The organism is Ruegeria sp. CDSB086, from assembly GCF_059611065.1.
Map to the genome: position 1 here is coordinate 238,452 of NZ_JBXWOV010000001.1, position 17,026 is coordinate 255,477.

Sequence of the window (17,026 nt, forward strand, 5' to 3'; positions counted from 1 at the left end):
TCACCCGCTGGCGCCATTGTGGTGGATCGTTCCCAGACCGGACAGGTCATACCCACCAAACTCATCGGCGCGGGTCAGGAACCGGTCGGACTGCACAAAGCTGAGCAATTTCAGCATCGGGTCATCGAAATAGGCCCGACGCCAAATCGCCAGGTCCAGGCGTTCGGTATGCGTGGGAACAAATCCCAGATCGTACAGCCCAGCCAATGCGCCTAGTCCGAACCCGACCTCGGCCTTGTTGTCATGCAGGGCAATGGCCAACTCTTCTTCTGTGCGGGCGCAAGTGGGCAGGGTTTCCAGATCGTTGCGGGTTATTTCGTGGGCCTCAAGCTGTGCGTCGAACAACCGTTGGCTGGCCGCGCTGTCCTGACGCAGGATGACACGTCGGCCTTTTAGCTGCGCAAAACCCTGGATTTCCGATGCGCCCGGTGCCAGCAGCAAACCACGCTGGCGCTGCGCGACTTCGAACAGAACGACCGGGGCCTCACCCAAAGCGTCTTTCAGGGTCTGGGTGTTGAACCCGCCATCCTCATGAATGTGCAGCGCTGCCGCCTGCGCGTTCCGGTCTTTCAGGCGGGTTAGTCCGTCGAATGAGCCATCATAATAGGTCGCCAACCCCGAACCGCTTTCGCGCAGCGCCCAGTCCAGCAGCGGATCGTGACTGCCAGCGACAATCGGGGGCAGGGGCGGTTCGGCCACTTCCGGGCCGGATCGCGAGGCGTTCAGCCATGCAATCACCTCGGCCCGAGGGAACAGCAGTTTGCCCATGGCACGCACGCAAGGCACCTCACCCGATGAGGCAAGATCATAGGCCTTCCGCTCGCCAATGCGCAGCAGATCGGCCAGTTCCTTGGTGGTCAGATATTCGGACATTCAGTCGAGACGCACAGCCGAGCTGGTGCCGGAATCCGCAGCACTGAAACCGATCTGTTGCAGTGCAAAAGGCGCAGCGACTGTGATCACCACCATGGCAGCGACAGCGGCAAGAAAGGCTTTCATAGTCTCCTCCAGCTCAGTTTTCCAGTGCCGTGGCGCGGCGTAGAAAGGCGATTAGGTCGTCCCTGTCCCTGGGTTCGGTGATCCGCTGCATCGGCATCTTCGACCCCGGAATGTAATGGTCCGGCCCTTCGTCAAACAGAGCGTTTATCGTTTCTTCATTCCAAATGATATCAGAGTCTTGCAGCGTGTCCGAATAAAAATATCCGGTAAGCGTACCGGCCTTTCGCCCGAACACACCATGCAGCGACGGACCCGCGCGGCGTTGACCATCCGGTGTAAGGTTGTGGCAGATCGAGCATTTGCGGGCAAACTGGCGTTCTCCGTTCTCCATTTCCTCAGGGTTTTTGAGAAAGCTGGGTTCTGTCGCGACCATCTGTTCCTGGTCGCCAAGCGAGGCGACTGGCCAGCTGTACATGGCTTCGTCAATGCCGCCCGCGTGTAGGTTCTGCCCATCCGGCGAAAAGGCCAGCGCCCAGACCGGGCCGCGTAATGTGGCCCTGAAATCCTGCGCGATACGCCATTCGACCGTGTCGATCACCATGATATAGCCTTCGCCATCTCCGACGGCCAGCATGCTGCGATCCGGGCTAAGCGCCAATGCAAGGATCGGTCGACGTTCAAGCGTGAAATCACGCTCGTCACCGGTTGTCAGGTCGAGGACGCGAGTGACGCCATCAACCGCGCCGTACGCAATCCAGTTGTCCTGTTCGTTAAGTGCCAGTTCATTGATGCCAAATCCGTGTTCCACGAACCGGTTCGTTTCCTGTCCGCTGGCAACGTCCCATATGCGCAGTGAACCATCGATACCTGCGGAATACAGTTCCGAACCGTCTGCAGAGAATTCGACGGCATTCACACCGCTTCCAGTCGGCCCGAGCATCGACGGCGCCGAGCCATCGACCGGCCACAGCCCGATGGTCCCATCCCAACTGGCCGTTGCCACATGGGTTTTCGACGCGGCGACGCCTACAATCTTGCCTTTGTGCTGACCAACAACCTGACCGCCGGGCCATTTGCGCAGGGTAAAATCATCCCCAGCCGAATAGATCGCGGTACCGTTGAATACGACGGAATTGACTGCGGCCTCGTGGCCTTCCAGCCATTTCGGCGATTGCCCGGTCCATATGCCAACCGAGTTGTCAAAACTTGCTGTTGCGATCCGACCGTCTGGCGCGGTGGCGATCCCCATGATGGGCCCGCCGTGGCCTTTGAGAGTGAAGAACTCGGCCATCGCGGGCAGGGGCAGCAGCACCAGTGCCAGAACCAGCTTGCGCATTTATTCGGCGGGCGAGGCCGCTCCTTCGCTGGCCTCTTTTGCCTGCACCTCTTCAAGCCACAGCGAGTGATGCTCGCGCGCCCATTGCTCTTCCACCTCTCCGGTTCCCATGGCGTCAAAGGCACCTTCCATGCCGACCGAGCCCAGATAGATGTGAGCCAGGATGATCGCGATGAATGCATAGGCGACCATGACGTGCCAGATCTGGGCGTATTGCATCTCTTCCTGCGGGGACATCTGCACGGGCAGGTTCAGCCCAAGCATCTGCGGAATACCGGTCGAATTCGCGATCGAAAAGGTCTTGGCAAACAGTGGCATTTCAAATGGGAACAGCAACGACAGACCGGACAGGCTGATCGAGACGCCCAGCAGAATGCAAAGCCAGAATATGATCTTTTGCCCGGCGTTAAATTTTTTGGCGGGCGGGTGGCTGCCTTTGGTGAATAACCCCCCACCGGCAGCGAGCCATTTCAGGTCGGTGCGGTTCGGGATGTTGTGAGAAATCCAGTTCACGGTCACGATGATCAGCCCAAGCATAAAGGCCCAAGCCAGGTTGTTGTGCAGCCATTTGCAGCCTTGAGCGATCGTCGCAAACCCCTCTTTGCCGAAAACGGGGATCAGGAAATCACGACCGTACAAAGTCAACAGGCCGGTGACGCCTAGTATCAAGAAGGACCCGGCAAACAACCAGTGCCCGAACCGCTCGATCCCGTTGAAACGCAGAATCTTCCGCCCGGTCTTTTCACCATCAATCCTGATCTTTCCGCGGATCAGGAAAAACAGCAGCAACAGAACAAGCATACCGCCGATGATGTAAGATCCGTATTCACGCAAAGGACCGGTGCGAAAATTTAGCCACCACATGCCGCCGTCCTGGATCAGTACAGTTGCGGCCGGTCCATGAGATGACACGGTCACATCCGCCGAACCGTAGCGAAGTGCGCGATAGACATCGCTGTCCGAGGCAATTCCGCGCGTGCCCAACTGGCCAAGCAGGCCTTCGGCGTTACTTTGGCCGGTATTATCCGAGCGATAGCTGTCATCCACCTTTTCGCCGCGCTGGCGCGCCATGATATCCTCAAGCGTAGTCGCACCACCGGTCGCCGTCCTGTCGGCTGGTGCGGCGGCTTCGGTTTCACTTGATTGGGCGATGGCGGTTTGGGCCATCGAAAATGTCAGCAGCAATATGGCGAGTAAGCGGAACATCTGAACCTCGGTCAAAATCCCTGTTCAGACGACCCACGGATGCGGGTCGTCTGTTTGGTTCATGAAGGCGGGTTTACCCGTCCTTCTGGTCGTAGGCGGTGCCCCAACCCCATGCGCCCGATCCAAATCCGCGCGCGACGACGCGCTCGCGGTAGATGGCCGAGACCACATCGCCGTCACCGGCGAGCAGGGCCTTGGTGGAACACATCTCGGCGCAGATGGGCAGTTTGCCCTCGGCGATCCGGTTGCGACCATACTTTGCGAACTCTGCGGTCGAGTTGTTTTCTTCGGGACCACCGGCGCAGAAGGTACATTTGTCCATCTTGCCACGTGATCCGAAGTTGCCAGCCTGTGGGTATTGTGGCGCGCCGAAGGGGCACGCATAGAAACAATAGCCGCAACCGATGCACAGGTCCTTGGAGTGCAGGACGACGCCTTCTTCGTTCTGATAGAAGCAGTCGACCGGGCACACCGCCATGCACGGCGCATCCGAGCAATGCATACAGGCCACCGAGATTGAGCGTTCGCCCGGGTTGCCGTCATTGATCGTCACCACCCTGCGGCGGTTGATGCCCCAGGGCACCTCGTGCTCGTTTTTACACGCGGTTACGCAGGCGTTGCACTCGATGCAGCGTTCAGCGTCGCAGAGAAACTTTGCTCTAGCCATTATCGTTCTCCTTACGCTGCCGAGATCTTGCAGAGAGTACACTTGGTCTCTTGCATCTGGGTCACTGAATCATAGCCATAGGTTTGGGCGGTGTTGGTACTTTCACCCAAGACATAGGGGTCTGCACCGGCGGGGTATTTGTGCCGCTGGTCTTCGCCCTGGAAATGGCCGCCAAAGTGGAACGGCATGAAGGCCACGCCGGCACCGACCCTGTTGGTCAGCATCGCCATCACCTTGACCTTGCCGCCCTCGGGACCTTCGACCCAGACCTGTGCCCCGTCACGAATGCCCAGATTGTTGGCATCGCGCGGGTTGATCTCGACGAACATGTCCTGTTGCAGTTCAGCCAGCCACGGGTTTGACCGTGACTCATCACCGCCGCCCTCATACTCGACCAGGCGACCCGACGTCAGGATTATCGGATAATCCTTTGAAAAGTCGTTCTTTTGGATCGATGCATAAAGCGTCGGCAGGCGATAGGCCTGACGGTCCTCGTAGGTCGGATAGTCCTCTACCAGATCGCGACGCGGCGTATAAAGCGGCTCACGATGGATTGGGATCGGATCCGGGAAGGTCCAGACAACCGCGCGGGCTTTGGCGTTCCCGAAGGGCGCACAGCCATGCTCGATCGCGACCCGCTGGATGCCGCCGGAAAGGTCGGTCTTCCAGTTGGTCTCTGGTCCCGCGACGGCGTCGATGGCCGCGCGTTCCTCGGCCGTCAGATCGCCATCCCAGCCAAGGTCCATCAGCATCTGCATCGTAAATTCAGGGTATCCATCCTGAATTTCCGACCCAACGCTATAGACACCTTCGGCCAGCAGGTTGTCACCATCGCGTTCCACGCCAAAGCGGGCGCGGAAGGTCAGGCCGCCTTCGGCCACCGGTTTGGACATGTCATAGAGGTTTGGTGTCCCCGTATGACCCATCTCAGCCGTTCCCCAGCAAGGCCAGGGTAGACCGTAATACTCGCCGTCGTTGGGTCCACCAATGGCCTGCAGCGTGGTTCTGTCGAACGTGTGCTGGTTGGCCATGTGGCTTTTCAGACGTTCCGGTGACTGACCAGTATATCCGATGGTCCAGAGGCCCGAGTTGAACTCACGCGTGATGCTTTCAACATTCGGGGTTTCGGGATCTTCCATCTCGATATTGCGGAATAGCCGATCTGCCCATCCAAACTTGTTGGCGAACTTGGCCATGATGACCTCGTCCGGCAGACTTTCGAACAGCGGTTCCACCACCTTGTCACGCCACTGCAGCGAGCGGTTCGATGCCGTGACCGAGCCGCGGGTTTCGAACTGCGTACAGGCGGGCAACAGGTAGACACCATCGGTACGGTCATGCAAAACGGCGGAAACTGTAGGATAAGGGTCGATCACGACCAGCATGTCCAGCTTCTCCATCGCCGTCTTCATTTCCGTCATCCGGGTCTGCGAGTTGGGCGCGTGGCCCCACAGAACCATGGCACGGACGTTGTTGTCCTGATCCATGTTCGCGGGATCTTCCAGAACACCGTCGATCCAGCGGGAAACAGGGATGCCGCGTTCGTTCTGAAGCGGTTTGTCCTTGCCTTCCTTGTCCTTGATCGTGGCAAACTGGCCCGCCAACCATTCGGGTTCTTCACCCCAGACACGTGCCCAGTGACCCCATGCACCTTTTGACAGGCCATAATAGCCGGGCAGGGTGTGGGACAGAACACCAAGGTCCGTTGCGCCCTGAACATTGTCATGGCCGCGGAAGATGTTGGTGCCACCACCCGAGGTGCCCATGTTGCCAAGCGCAAGCTGTAGCACGCAGTAGGCGCGGGTGTTGTTGTTGCCGTTGGTATGCTGCGTACCACCCATACACCAGATCACCGTACCAGGACGGTTGTTGGCCATGGTGCGCGCAACGCGGCGTAGTTGCGAACCGGGGGTGCCGGTGACGCGCTCAACCTCTTCCGGGTTCCACTTGGCAACCTCTTCACGGATCTGATCCATGCCCCAGACACGGGTGCGGATGAACTCTTTGTCTTCCCATCCGTTGTCGAAGATGTGCCACAGAATACCCCAGACCAAAGCGACGTCTGTGCCGGGGCGGAAGCGGACATATTCATCCGCATGGGCCGCGGTGCGCGTAAAGCGCGGGTCGCAGACAATCAGCGGTGCGTTGTTCTGCTCTTTCGCGCGCAGAACATGCAACAGCGAGACAGGGTGTGCCTCGGCCGGGTTGCCGCCAATGATGAAGATGGCGCGAGAGTTATGGATGTCGTTGTACGAATTGGTCATGGCGCCGTAGCCCCATGTGTTCGCAACACCCGCAACCGTGGTTGAGTGGCAGATACGCGCCTGATGGTCCACGTTGTTCGTGCCCCAATAGGCGGCGAACTTGCGGAACAGATAGGCCTGTTCGTTGTTATGCTTGGCCGAGCCCAGCCAGTACACGCTGTCCGGCCCGGATTCTTCGCGGATGCTCATCATGCCGTCGCCGATCTCGTTGATCGCCTCTTCCCAGCTGATGCGCTTCCACTCTCCGCCTTCCTTCTTCATCGGATACTTGAGGCGACGCTCGCCATGGGCGTGCTCGCGAACTGCGGCCCCCTTGGCGCAATGTCCACCCAGATTGAACGGGCTATCCCAACCGGGCTCTTGCCCGATCCAGACGCCGTTCTGCACTTCGGCGACGACGGTACAGCCGACCGAGCAGTGGGTGCATATGGACTTGATGTTTTCCACGGCCTGATTGGCCGCTGTCTGGGCACTGGCTGGCGTCACGGTTCCACCCGTGGCGCTGATCGCGGCAAGGCCGCCGATCGTCAGGCCCGAGCCACGCAGGAATGCGCGGCGATCGACGGTTTTCTCGCCGACCTGGGACAGGATACTTGTCCGCTGGGGGCGTCTCGCAACCCCGTTGGTCTTTTTCCTAAGCATTTCTTTCCTCCCTTGCGCGCCGTGTGAGCCACGGCTGGCTTGGTACTGCTGGTGCCGACGTCAGGGCCAATCGCAACCGTCAGTCGGGTGTGACTTCGTCCGGGTTAGAACCGGGCGCTGTCGTCGCGCTAGAAGCGTGCGCTTTTCAAGTACGCGCGCGTGTGCGCGGTATCCTGAATGCGGTTCTCATCCGTAGGCAGCTCGGCTGCCTCGGCTTTTCCGCTCAGGCTGGCGGCGGCAACGGCAGCGGGCGCTGCGGTTCCAGCCAGTTTGAGGAAGTCGCGGCGCGTTGCGCCTTCTTCCTTGGTCTTGCTCATGGGTTTCTCCTCTCCCATTTGCGAGTTAGCACCCCTTGGGGCGCTGGCGAGTGACAGCGGTTCACGCTGCCGTCATTCGGAAGGCTTCGCGCTCGATCTCCATGAAGACCCGACCGGCTGTGCCGATCGAGGCATAGAGAACCGAGTTTTCGGCGCCTTCCAAATCCGAATAAAAATGCATGGCCCAAGGGCCGATATGTTTGTTCCAGAATGCCCTTTGGTCTTCCAAAGATGCAGCTGCGCCGAAGCGACCAACGATCATGCCCGCCATCATCTCCATCAATGAGGCGATGTTGTCTTCCGGTTCAAAGACATTCCGGGCTCGGGTAATGCCACGCATTGCCATGTCGTTGCGTAGTTGCGCCAGCGGCTTCTCATTCAGGAATCCAGTGAGGTAGAAACTGGCGTAGGGCAGCAGCTCGCCGCGTCCCAACCCGATGAACAGCGCGTTGAATTCGCGTTCAGCTGCGGCGGGCTTGGTCACTTTGGCGACGCGGGCCATGGACTGAATAGCCTGTCCAAGATCGGTCTCATCGCCAGTCAGACCGGATACTTGTTCCAGCAGCATCTGATCGGGCGGCGCAGACAAAAGCAGCCCCAGAAAGTTGTAGAAATCCGCGCGCATACGATCCTCTGCCGAGACATTCATCTGTTGCGCTTCACTTGCGGTCATCAGGTTATCCTTCGAATTCAAATTTCATGCGGCGTGGGGCAGGGGTGACCTCTGCCTCTTCAGACAGGTCCGGCGCCATGTCCACCTCAGCCACCAGAACGGGCTCTGATGTCGCGGTTACGGGTGACGCAGGTTCGTCCTGCGGTTCATCCGGTTCAATTGTTTCGTCCGTCTCGCTGTCTTCGGACTCAGCCGCCAGCGCCTCGACATGTGCAAGCATACCCTTGCCAACTTGATACGCTGTCTGAATGTTTTCGATCACGCAGGCAGCGTCAGTATAATCCTCGCCGTAGTCCACAAGGCCATCGACATTGGCCAATACCGGGTTCAGCCGCCACAGCCGTCGCAAGGCACGACGGCGCAGACGGTCAGGCACCGCCTTGGCCATAAAGCCCGAGACGTCATCACCCGCCTGCAATTCGTCAGGGTCGGGCAAGTTGAGTTCATTTAGAATCTCCGCATCGGATTTTTCTTCCAGTTCGGCGTGTTGGGCGGCAATGGCCTGTTCTTCAATCGCGATGACTTCGGCTTCGGCTTCGGCCTGTACTGCCGCTTTGCGGCGGGACCAGAAATCGCGGACTTGGGTCACTGCACGATCCTCCGCGGGGCGCGGTACACGTCTGACTCTTGCCGGATGCGTGCATCGCCCTTGCCGTCCTCGACCAAATCGATCCGTTTTTTGTCCCGACGGCGTTTCACGAAGACTTCGTCGTTATGATGTTCCAGAGCGAAGTCGCGCACCCAGGCGATCAACCCATCGGTCATCGGGATTTTCTCAACGATCTCTTCACCAGTATCCGCATAGTCCTGGCCTTCGAAAGGCGACGCCGTTACCAGCACCGCATCCATCGGCCTTTCGCCATCCAGCGCATCACGCAGGACAAGGTAGATCGACGGCTGGCCGTCCGACAGGTTCACCATGTAGGCTTCGGTTTCGTCCGCCCAAAGCGTCAGGGGCAGGGTCGCTGCGTGGTACTCAATGGCCTCGCCTTCACGTCGCATTTCGTGCCAGTCCGCAGGTCCGGCACCGGGCAACACGGCAATGGCGCGCCAATTCCATTTCGCCCAGCGAGTTACACCGGGTGTCTTGCGCACGACGACGCCGATTGGCATTTCAATCTGGCTTGCGGCCTTGGCCACTGGCTCCTCCCCGGAAGGCTCTCCCATGCCTTCCCATAGGTCCACTATGGTACACAAAGCGCTCAGGTGCCAAGCCCGCGTCGTACGACCTTAGTCGTAATGGCTGGTAGCAAAATAGTGATCCCCGCAAACGGACGCCTTTGTTTATTGTAAAGAAAGGGGTTTCCGTGGCCAAATGGCCCGCAGTCCCAAAGGGTTTACATTCCAGCAACGGGGATACAGCCTGCGATGCGAAGAGTTGGAGAAGTATCCGGGGGAGGATCATGGGCACCAAACTACTGTTATGCGATTGCGCCGGGTCTCAACCTCTGAATTCCGACAAGATCGGTTCGGCCTGCGAGATGGAATGTTCCAAGGTTTTCACAGCGCTTTGCACGCGAGAGTTGGAAGTGGCGGCCGCGGAGATACAACAGGGGGACACCATCATTGCCTGCGGACAAGAGCAGGAAGTGTTTCAGGCCCTGGCCGAAGAACTGAACGTGGACGCCCCGGGCTTTGTTGATCTTCGTGATAGGGCCGGGTGGTCCGATGAGGGCGCGGATGCGGCCCCCAAAATGGCTGCCTTGGCTGCCGAAGCCTTGTTGCCGCAGCCGGTGACGCCCAGCGTAGACGTCTATAGCGAAGGCACATGCCTGATCATCGGTCCCGGCGACGTTGCATTTGCACTTGCTGAAAAACTGGCCGTTACACTGGCGGTTACGGTACTGGTCATGGATGAGGCCAAGCCTATGTCGCGCGCATTCGACGTCGTGCGCGGTCGCATCAAATCGCTGAACGGTGCATTGGGTGGGTTTATCCTGCAGCTTGACGCGTTTCAGCAGCTTGAGCCCGGCGGTCGCGGAGCTTTTATGTGGACAGAGGCACGTGACAGGGCACAATCGGGCTGCGATATCGTTCTGGACCTGACCGGCGACACATCCTTGGTTCAGGCTCCGACCAAGCGCGAAGGCTATCTGCGGGCTGATCCCAAAGATCCATTGTCCGTCGAACGGCTAGCGTTTGAGGCGGCCCAATTGGTCGGCACCTTCGAAAAGCCGCTTTACGTGCGGATGGAAGAAACGCTGTGTGCCCATTCACGGGCCGAACAAGTCGCTTGCACGAACTGTCTGGATATCTGCCCGACCGGAGCGATCAAACCTGCCGGTGAGCATGTCGAGATCGACCCGATGATCTGCGCTGGCTGTGGGGAATGCGCCGCAGTTTGCCCCTCAACAGCAATCACCTACGAGGATCCGCCGATATCCGCGTTGCTGTCGCGGATGCATATTTTAGCGCGCACCTATCGGCGGGCTGGTGGACCCGCGCCACGCTTGCTGGTGCATAATGCCCACGGGGCCGAGATGATCCGACTGGCCGCCCGTTTTGGACGTGGTTTGCCTGCCGATGTGATTCCACTGGAGCTAAGTGTGATTTCAGGATTTGGCCATGCCGAGATGCTGGCTGCTTTGGCGCATGGTTTCGCGCGAGTGGACGTCTTGCTATCCCCAACGGCCGAGCGCGATGCGTTGGACCGTGAACTGGCCTTGGCGCAGGCAATAGCGGGGGCGAATGCCCTGGGGTTGTTGGATGAGGCCGACCCGGATGCGCTGTCTGATGCCCTTTATGCCCAAGATGTCTCTCAGCCATTGGCCGACCCGGTGCTGCCATTGGGCAACCGCCGCCAGATCGCCCGTTTGGCTGCGCAGGCGCTGAACCCTAAAGCCGAAGAGCCGCTGCCCTTGCCGGAAAACGCGCCCTATGGGGCGATCGCTGTCAACACGGATGCCTGTACCTTGTGCCTCAGCTGTGTGTCGCTGTGCCCGTCGGGTGCTTTGATCGATAACCCGGACAAGCCGCAATTGAACTTCCAGCAGGATGCTTGTCTGCAATGCGGGTTGTGCAAAGGCATCTGCCCGGAGGATGCGATTGCTCTTGTCCCGCAGCTTGACCTGAGCGATGCAGCCCTGTCTCAGCAGGTGTTGAATGAAGAGGAGCCGTTCGCTTGTGTAGAATGCGGGGCACTGTTTGGAGTTAAGTCCACCGTGGAACGGATCATGGAAAAGCTTGCGGGTACACATCCGATGTTTGCCACCTCGGACAAGGCGCGGATGATCCAGATGTGTGACAATTGCCGCGTGAACGCACAGTTCCAGCAAGAGGACAACCCGTTCCAGTCTAACCCGAAGCCTCGTGTCGTTACGACCGAGGATTATTTCTCAAAACGAAAGGATCACTGAAGCTGTAAGGGCGCACCCAAGTCCGCTGCAGTTATGACCGAGACAAAGGCAAGGATGGCATCCAGGTCATCCAGAGTCATCTCGACGGGATAGATGGGCGATGGACGCTGTGGATCAAACGGAGGTGTCAGCCCGTCGATTTGTGTGAACGAGGGGTGCGGGTTGAGGGCGAAGAACGCCTCGAACCGTTCTGACCAGTCCGGCATGGCGCGCAGCACCGCGAAAGAGGGGGTCGAACCCAGACCATTCATCCGGTTCTTGGGCCCGATCACATGGCACCGGCCGCAATGGGTCATCGACAATTCCTCGCCGCGCAGCGTATCGCCGTCGATCACTGTTTCGGTTTTCACGGCCGCGATATCGAAGCTGGCCGAGAAAGGCGGGCCTTGCTCTGGCGCATAGCTTTCTACCGTCCGTTTTCCGATATCGGACAGCAGCCAGTCGCGGAATCGCTCATGTTTGGCGTCCTCTTCGATCCGAAGGTGATAGATCACACCGTCGCGCGCGAACACAGGATCACCCGGAGGGGCGGTTTCCAGCACCAAAACGCCGGCATCATCTGCAATAACCCGGATCCCGGTCTTGAGAGAAAAGCGAGGAAGGATATGTTGCAGCAGACCAGAGCTAGCAACCTCGTCCGGCGCGGCAAGACCAATCGCCTCTTGCGACCAAGAGGGGGTGGCAGAGAGCGTCAGGCTCAGGCACAAGAGGACAAAGCGCATGCCACAGCCTAACGGCACGGCACCAAATGCGTCAAATGAACTGAATGAGACGGAGACACGTGCAATGAACGGCAACCACAGCTTGTCGATACGCAGAGCCCTGGCCAGCGGGTTCCAAAAGGAGAATGACGCATGAGTGTTCGTGACGCAGTTCTTGCAAACCTGAGAAAGATCACCGACCCCGTCTCTGGACAGGACATCGTCAGCGCTGGAGTTGTTCGCGCGCTGAACGTCGAAGGGGACACTGTGCGCTTTGTGCTGGAGATCGACCCCAAGCAGGCCGAGCAGATGGAACCCGTCCGTGCCGCAGCCGAACAGGCCGCAAAGTTGGTCGACGGTGTTTCCACGGTCTCGGCCATGCTGACCGCACATTCCGAAAAGGCACCGCCAGATCTGAAGCCGAAACCGAAACCCTCGCAGACCGGGCCGCAGGCCGTACCGGGTGTGGATAGGATTATCGCTGTGGCTTCGGGCAAGGGCGGCGTTGGCAAGTCCACGGTTTCTGCCAACCTGGCTTGTGCCTTGGCGGCCGAAGGGCGACGCGTGGGGCTGTTGGACGCAGATGTCTATGGACCGTCGCAACCGCGGATGCTGGGTGTTTCGGGCCGTCCGGCCAGTCCTGACGGCAAAACGATCCTGCCATTGCGCAACCACGGCGTCACCATGATGTCGATGGGTCTGATGACCAATGAAGGGCAGGCCGTTGTCTGGCGTGGCCCGATGCTGATGGGCGCGCTGCAACAGATGATGGGTCAGGTGCAATGGGGGGCGCTGGATGTTCTAATCGTCGACCTGCCGCCCGGCACCGGTGACGTGCAGTTGACGTTGAGCCAGAAGTTCAACGTGGACGGTGCCATTGTTGTCTCGACCCCTCAGGACGTGGCTCTGATCGATGCCCGCAAGGGGATCGACATGTTCAACCAGCTCAAGACGCCCATCCTTGGGATGATTGAGAATATGTCGACGCATATCTGTTCGAACTGCGGGCATGAAGAACACTTGTTCGGCCATGGCGGCGTAAAGTCCGAGGCCGAGGCGCTGGGCGTTCCTTTGCTGGGTGAAATCCCGCTGCATCTGGATATCCGGGTTGCCGCTGATGGCGGTGCACCGATCGTGGTCAGCAAGCCCGACAGTCCGCAAGCCGAAGCGTTTCGCCAAATTGCGCGCGGCATGATTGCCAAGGGCAACGCATGAACGAGCCGGTCTTTCCCCCTTTGCTGACGGGCCACCCGGTGCAGGGTGGGGAAGACCCGTTCGAGCGCGCGCAGGCCATGGCTGCGCTGGGCTGTGATGGCGGTACCGTGGTTTATAACATTCAGGCCGATCGTCTGCGTGTGGCCATCGTTTTTGCCCCCGAGGTTGTCTTGCGCGATGCGATGGCAATGGTGCCGCTTTGCGCTGTTGGGTTCCAGAACGCGCTGGGCGCGCTGGCCCCGCCTGAGGTCGCGGTCCATCTGGGGTGGGACGGGCTGATATGTGTGAATGGGGCCAAATGCGGAATGTTCCGTGCGGCAGCTTCGGATGCAGATCCAGAAGCAGAACCGGATTGGCTGATCGTCGGTTGGGATTTGGCGCTGCTGCAAACCAGTCAGGCACCGGGCGAAAACCCGGATGTCACCGCACTTTACGACGAGGGCTGCGCGGATGTCTCGGCAACGCAGCTTGTCGAAAGCTGGTCGCGGCACATGATGACATGGCTGAACCGCTGGCAAGAGGACGGCAACGCGCCTGTGCACGGAGAATGGATAGGCCTGCTGCGCGGAGTAGGAGAGCCCTTCGGTGAAACGGGCGTGTTTCTGGGGACGGATGAACGGTTCGGCATGCTGATCCGGCATGGTTCAGATACACAGCTTCGCCCGCTGACGGAATTGTTGGAGAACGGATGATGAAACTAGCGCGCGCAATCCATTTCGACGAAAGCGACATGAATGTGTTCCACTCCCCGGCGCGAACCGGGGAATGGTGCGTTTCGGGCGGATTCGAGTTCTCAAATTGGGGCGAAGGCGATCTTGAAGGCAAAGCGCGTCAGGCTTTTGCGAATGGCTGGTTAGGCGTGGAAACCTTTGGGCGGGTAACATTCGTCGCGGTCACGCAGGTGGAACAGGGCGAGCTGGATCAGATCGCGCAGAGCCTTGCTGAACACTTTGTGCAGCTTTACGGGGCACCGTCGGTCGAGGCCGCCATGGACGTCGCACGGGCCGAGATCGCCCACATGTCCGAGCTGTGTGATGAGCATAACCCAAACACGCTGCTGACCGTCTCGCGTGAGCTGTCAGACGCCGGAGTGCGTGAGGCTTTCCGTGTGATCACGCCGCAAGAGACTCAGCTAGAGGCTCTGGCCGTACATGGGTCATTGGACGAATAACCGTCAGATCAGATCCGCAAAGCCGCCAAATTGACCGCGCTTAAAGATCAAACCTTTGCCGGTGCGGTACATGACCTTTTGAACCTCACCAACAATGATCAGGTGATCCCCCGCATCGTGTTGGGCGTGCACCTGACAATCGAACCGCGCCAGACAACCGGATAATTGTGGCCGGCGCGCCGGGTCGTGGGCCCATTCCGCGTGCGAAAAATCCTTGCCGTCGCGAGCAAAGCGCAGGGCCTGTTCCTGTTGATCCTGTCCCATCACGTGGATCGAATAATGTCGGCTGGTGTTGAAATCGTCGAACCGGTTGGAGTCTTTGGCCAAGCACCACAAAACAAGTGGCGGGTCCAGCGATACCGACGCGAACGAGTTGACCGTAATGGCTCGAGGGCCCTGATCGGTGTTCGTGGTGATCACCGTCACACCGGTTCCGAAACACCCCAACGCTTCGCGAAAAGCGGTGCTTTGATCCGGGGTTGGAGTGAATTGTTTTTCCGTCATTGCGCGCTAATCCCGTGGCCGTGCCTCAGGTGCCACGACGAGCGGGGTTTGTCCATGAAAAGCTGCGTCCGGTATGCGTGTTTTCTGAACTAGTTCAGGTCTTCCAACAGACGGCCATGTTGGCGCGTTGCCTCAACGACTAGGCCAAAGGTTGTCATGCCGCGCGCCTGCAGCATCGGTAGCATTCTGACCAGCGCTTCGGCGGTTGCGACGGCATCGCCCGAAGCGGTGTGGCGCAGATGTTCGGGAATTGTGATGTCTAATCGTTCGCACAGGGCGTCCAGCGTGTGTTTTTCACTTGCCCCGAACAGCACGGCAGACAACAGAACCGTATCCAGAATGGGGTGATCCCAATCGACATCCATGCGGTTTGCATGTCGCCGCAAAAAGGCCATGTCGAATGGCGCGTTATGGGCCACGATCACTGCATCGCGGGCAAACTGATGCAGCGCGCGCCCGGCATCGGCGATGCCCGGCGCACCCTGAACCATGCGATCGCTGATCTTGTGCACCTTGGTCGAGACCGGAGGGATCGGGATGCCAGGATCAACCAGCATGTCCAGCTGCTCTCCGTCCACGATGCGCCCGTTGACAACCCGCACAGCTCCGATTTGAACGATTTCGTCCTTGTGTGGCAGTAGTCCGGTGGTTTCGGTGTCAAACACGACGAAACACAAATCCTGCAGAGCTAGGTTTTCGACGGTCTCGTCCGTCGACGTGTTCAGCAAGTCAAAGTCATACACCAAAGGCCGTGCGGCTTCGGGTGCGATGTTCGCGGCACTGTCCTCGAAGATCAGCATGTATCCGGGTGCGCCGCCAAGGGGCTTCATGCGCGCGCGGTAACTCTGCGTACCATCGACGCTGGTTAGCGTGCAGGCGACCTCCAGCCCGGTTTTCACCAGTTTGGCATGAGCCTCCTCCAGCGGATTAGATTGCAGGTATTCAAACAACGAGGCATTCAGCCGGGGATGCGCAACCTGTGCCAGAACCTCGGCCGCCTGACCATCGTACAAAACGATCTTGTGTGTTGGGCTCGCCAACAGCATCGCAACTGGAATTTCGGTCAGTAAGGCCGTCAGACGGTGTTTTTCTGCCGCCAGATGTGCCGTCTCTTCGGCCACGGCCTGTGCTACGTCCATGGTTTTACCGGACAATTGGTCGGCCAGTCCGGCCGCGGCTGGTGCCAGATCACCCAGATATCGCGCGGCCTGTGTGTCCAATTCGGTGCTAACTCCGGCATGCGCGCGGGCCCTAAGTTGGGCGGATATCCGTTCGATTGGCTTGGCGACATTGTCGTCGAATAATAACCAAACCGCCGCAGTCAAAGCCAGAAAGCCAAAACCCATCAGGATTTCGGCAAAGATGAATGAATCAAGCAGATCAGGATCAGCAACGCGTCGATAGCTGATCCACAGCGCCAGAGAGCTGACGGTCAGAGCGCCAAAGGCCAACAGGCAGAAGAACAGGAAAATGCGCAGACGCAGGCTTAACCGGTTCAGCATGTCACACTCCGCAGGTTGCCTCGACGATTGGGTCACTGGCGGTGACGTCGATCCAGTCGGCGTTCAGCAGCCGCCCGTCATCCGCGAATTCTGCCCCATCCGCAAGATTGGCGCGGCTGAACTCTTTGCAGTTGACCACGACCGGCAGTTTTGAGACCGGGGCCCAGCGACCAAAGAAATACAGTTCCACCAACCGTTGTTCGGGAACCTGTTCATTTGTGCGAACAGAACCGGCATCAATGGCGGCAAAGCGGTCTACGAAGGGCACAGCATAGGTCCAGGGGCGATAGAAGGCGCGGCTTTCAACCTCTTGAATGACGGTCATACCTTCGGGAAGGGTATCGCGTGTGCGGTCGTACCAGGAATATTCACTGGTAATCGTCATGCCGATCATGCCGAGACCTGCGGCAACGGGCGTCATCCAGCGGGGCAGGCGGCCACCCGTCACTTTGTTCAGAACCATTACGATGCCCGCGAAAGCAAAGCCTGCAAATATTGTGCCGATCAGTTCCAGAAACATGTGACTCTCCGTA

The 17,026-nt window shown here is 59.0% G+C and carries 18 protein-coding genes; 4 read left to right on the forward strand and 14 right to left on the reverse strand.

All coding sequences use genetic code 11. The features are described from left to right. From AC2FIO_RS01175 to AC2FIO_RS01220, 10 genes are all read right to left on the reverse strand, one after another. Positions 1 to 873 carry a substrate-binding domain-containing protein gene (locus tag AC2FIO_RS01175; protein ID WP_282168497.1) on the reverse strand — a complete coding sequence of 291 codons (873 nt, stop codon included), beginning with the start codon at positions 871 to 873 and terminating at the stop codon, positions 1 to 3. Further along, positions 874 to 999 carry a hypothetical protein gene (locus AC2FIO_RS01180; protein WP_496695140.1) on the reverse strand — a complete coding sequence of 42 codons (126 nt, stop codon included), beginning with the start codon at positions 997 to 999 and terminating at the stop codon, positions 874 to 876. It abuts the gene before it with no gap. Between the two features lie 13 nt (positions 1,000 to 1,012). After that, entirely contained in the window at positions 1,013 to 2,275 is a 1,263-nt protein-coding gene (locus tag AC2FIO_RS01185; protein ID WP_496695142.1) for a c-type cytochrome, read from the reverse strand. Next, positions 2,276 to 3,481, reverse strand: a complete 1,206-nt coding sequence (locus AC2FIO_RS01190; protein WP_282168495.1) for a formate dehydrogenase subunit gamma — start codon at positions 3,479 to 3,481, stop codon at positions 2,276 to 2,278. A gap of 73 nt (positions 3,482 to 3,554) precedes the next feature. Further along, positions 3,555 to 4,148, reverse strand: coding sequence for a formate dehydrogenase FDH3 subunit beta (fdh3B, locus tag AC2FIO_RS01195; protein WP_058273836.1), 594 nt, complete (start codon positions 4,146 to 4,148; stop codon positions 3,555 to 3,557). A gap of 11 nt (positions 4,149 to 4,159) precedes the next feature. Then, positions 4,160 to 7,054 carry a formate dehydrogenase subunit alpha gene (locus AC2FIO_RS01200; RefSeq protein WP_496695144.1) on the reverse strand — a complete coding sequence of 965 codons (2,895 nt, stop codon included), beginning with the start codon at positions 7,052 to 7,054 and terminating at the stop codon, positions 4,160 to 4,162. A gap of 128 nt (positions 7,055 to 7,182) precedes the next feature. Then, entirely contained in the window at positions 7,183 to 7,371 is a 189-nt protein-coding gene (locus AC2FIO_RS01205) for a ubiquinol-cytochrome c reductase iron-sulfur subunit N-terminal domain-containing protein (RefSeq protein WP_058273834.1), read from the reverse strand. A gap of 61 nt (positions 7,372 to 7,432) precedes the next feature. Next, a complete protein-coding gene (locus AC2FIO_RS01210) occupies positions 7,433 to 8,044 on the reverse strand; it encodes a TorD/DmsD family molecular chaperone (protein ID WP_109312113.1) in 612 nt (203 codons plus the stop codon). Between the two features lie 4 nt (positions 8,045 to 8,048). After that, positions 8,049 to 8,633, reverse strand: a complete 585-nt coding sequence (locus AC2FIO_RS01215; RefSeq protein WP_496695147.1) for a DUF3306 domain-containing protein — start codon at positions 8,631 to 8,633, stop codon at positions 8,049 to 8,051. After that, a complete protein-coding gene (locus AC2FIO_RS01220; RefSeq protein ID WP_082637104.1) occupies positions 8,630 to 9,184 on the reverse strand; it encodes a DUF3305 domain-containing protein in 555 nt (184 codons plus the stop codon). The genes AC2FIO_RS01215 and AC2FIO_RS01220 overlap by 4 nt, the downstream gene beginning before the upstream one ends. Positions 9,185 to 9,447: 263 nt before the next feature. Here AC2FIO_RS01220 and AC2FIO_RS01225 point away from each other — a divergent pair, with 263 nt between their 5' ends. Beyond that, positions 9,448 to 11,400 (forward strand): 4Fe-4S binding protein, encoded by a 1,953-nt coding sequence (locus AC2FIO_RS01225; protein ID WP_496695149.1) that lies wholly within the window; start codon positions 9,448 to 9,450, stop codon positions 11,398 to 11,400. On the opposite strand, the gene AC2FIO_RS01230 is transcribed toward AC2FIO_RS01225, so the two are convergent. Then, the gene (locus AC2FIO_RS01230; RefSeq protein ID WP_496695151.1) at positions 11,394 to 12,122 is read right to left on the reverse strand and encodes a c-type cytochrome; all 729 of its coding nucleotides are present in this window, start codon (positions 12,120 to 12,122) and stop codon (positions 11,394 to 11,396) included. The two genes, AC2FIO_RS01225 and AC2FIO_RS01230, sit on opposite strands and share 7 nt — an antisense overlap. A 132-nt stretch (positions 12,123 to 12,254) precedes the next feature. On the opposite strand from AC2FIO_RS01230, the gene AC2FIO_RS01235 reads away from it, so the two are divergent. From AC2FIO_RS01235 to AC2FIO_RS01245, 3 genes are read left to right on the forward strand one after another with little or no spacing between them, the layout of a single operon-like run. Beyond that, positions 12,255 to 13,316: an Mrp/NBP35 family ATP-binding protein gene (locus AC2FIO_RS01235; RefSeq protein WP_109312119.1), complete on the forward strand. Its 1,062-nt coding sequence runs from the start codon at positions 12,255 to 12,257 to the stop codon at positions 13,314 to 13,316. Continuing rightward, on the forward strand, positions 13,313 to 14,008 hold the full coding sequence (locus AC2FIO_RS01240) for a biotin/lipoate--protein ligase family protein (protein ID WP_496695154.1): 696 nt from the start codon (positions 13,313 to 13,315) through the stop codon (positions 14,006 to 14,008). Before AC2FIO_RS01235 ends, AC2FIO_RS01240 begins: the two co-directional genes overlap by 4 nt. Continuing rightward, the gene (locus AC2FIO_RS01245; RefSeq protein ID WP_496695156.1) at positions 14,008 to 14,487 is read left to right on the forward strand and encodes a DUF6505 family protein; all 480 of its coding nucleotides are present in this window, start codon (positions 14,008 to 14,010) and stop codon (positions 14,485 to 14,487) included. Before AC2FIO_RS01240 ends, AC2FIO_RS01245 begins: the two co-directional genes overlap by 1 nt. Before the next feature lie 3 nt (positions 14,488 to 14,490). On the opposite strand, the gene AC2FIO_RS01250 is transcribed toward AC2FIO_RS01245, so the two are convergent. From AC2FIO_RS01250 to AC2FIO_RS01260, 3 genes are all read right to left on the reverse strand, one after another. Next, on the reverse strand, positions 14,491 to 14,991 hold the full coding sequence (locus AC2FIO_RS01250; protein WP_058278169.1) for a flavin reductase family protein: 501 nt from the start codon (positions 14,989 to 14,991) through the stop codon (positions 14,491 to 14,493). 89 nt (positions 14,992 to 15,080) lie between these two features. Next, positions 15,081 to 16,493: a 3'-5' exonuclease gene (locus tag AC2FIO_RS01255; RefSeq protein ID WP_496695157.1), complete on the reverse strand. Its 1,413-nt coding sequence runs from the start codon at positions 16,491 to 16,493 to the stop codon at positions 15,081 to 15,083. A gap of 1 nt (position 16,494) precedes the next feature. Further along, positions 16,495 to 17,013 carry a hypothetical protein gene (locus AC2FIO_RS01260; RefSeq protein ID WP_496695159.1) on the reverse strand — a complete coding sequence of 173 codons (519 nt, stop codon included), beginning with the start codon at positions 17,011 to 17,013 and terminating at the stop codon, positions 16,495 to 16,497. Positions 17,014 to 17,026: the final 13 nt, after the last annotated feature.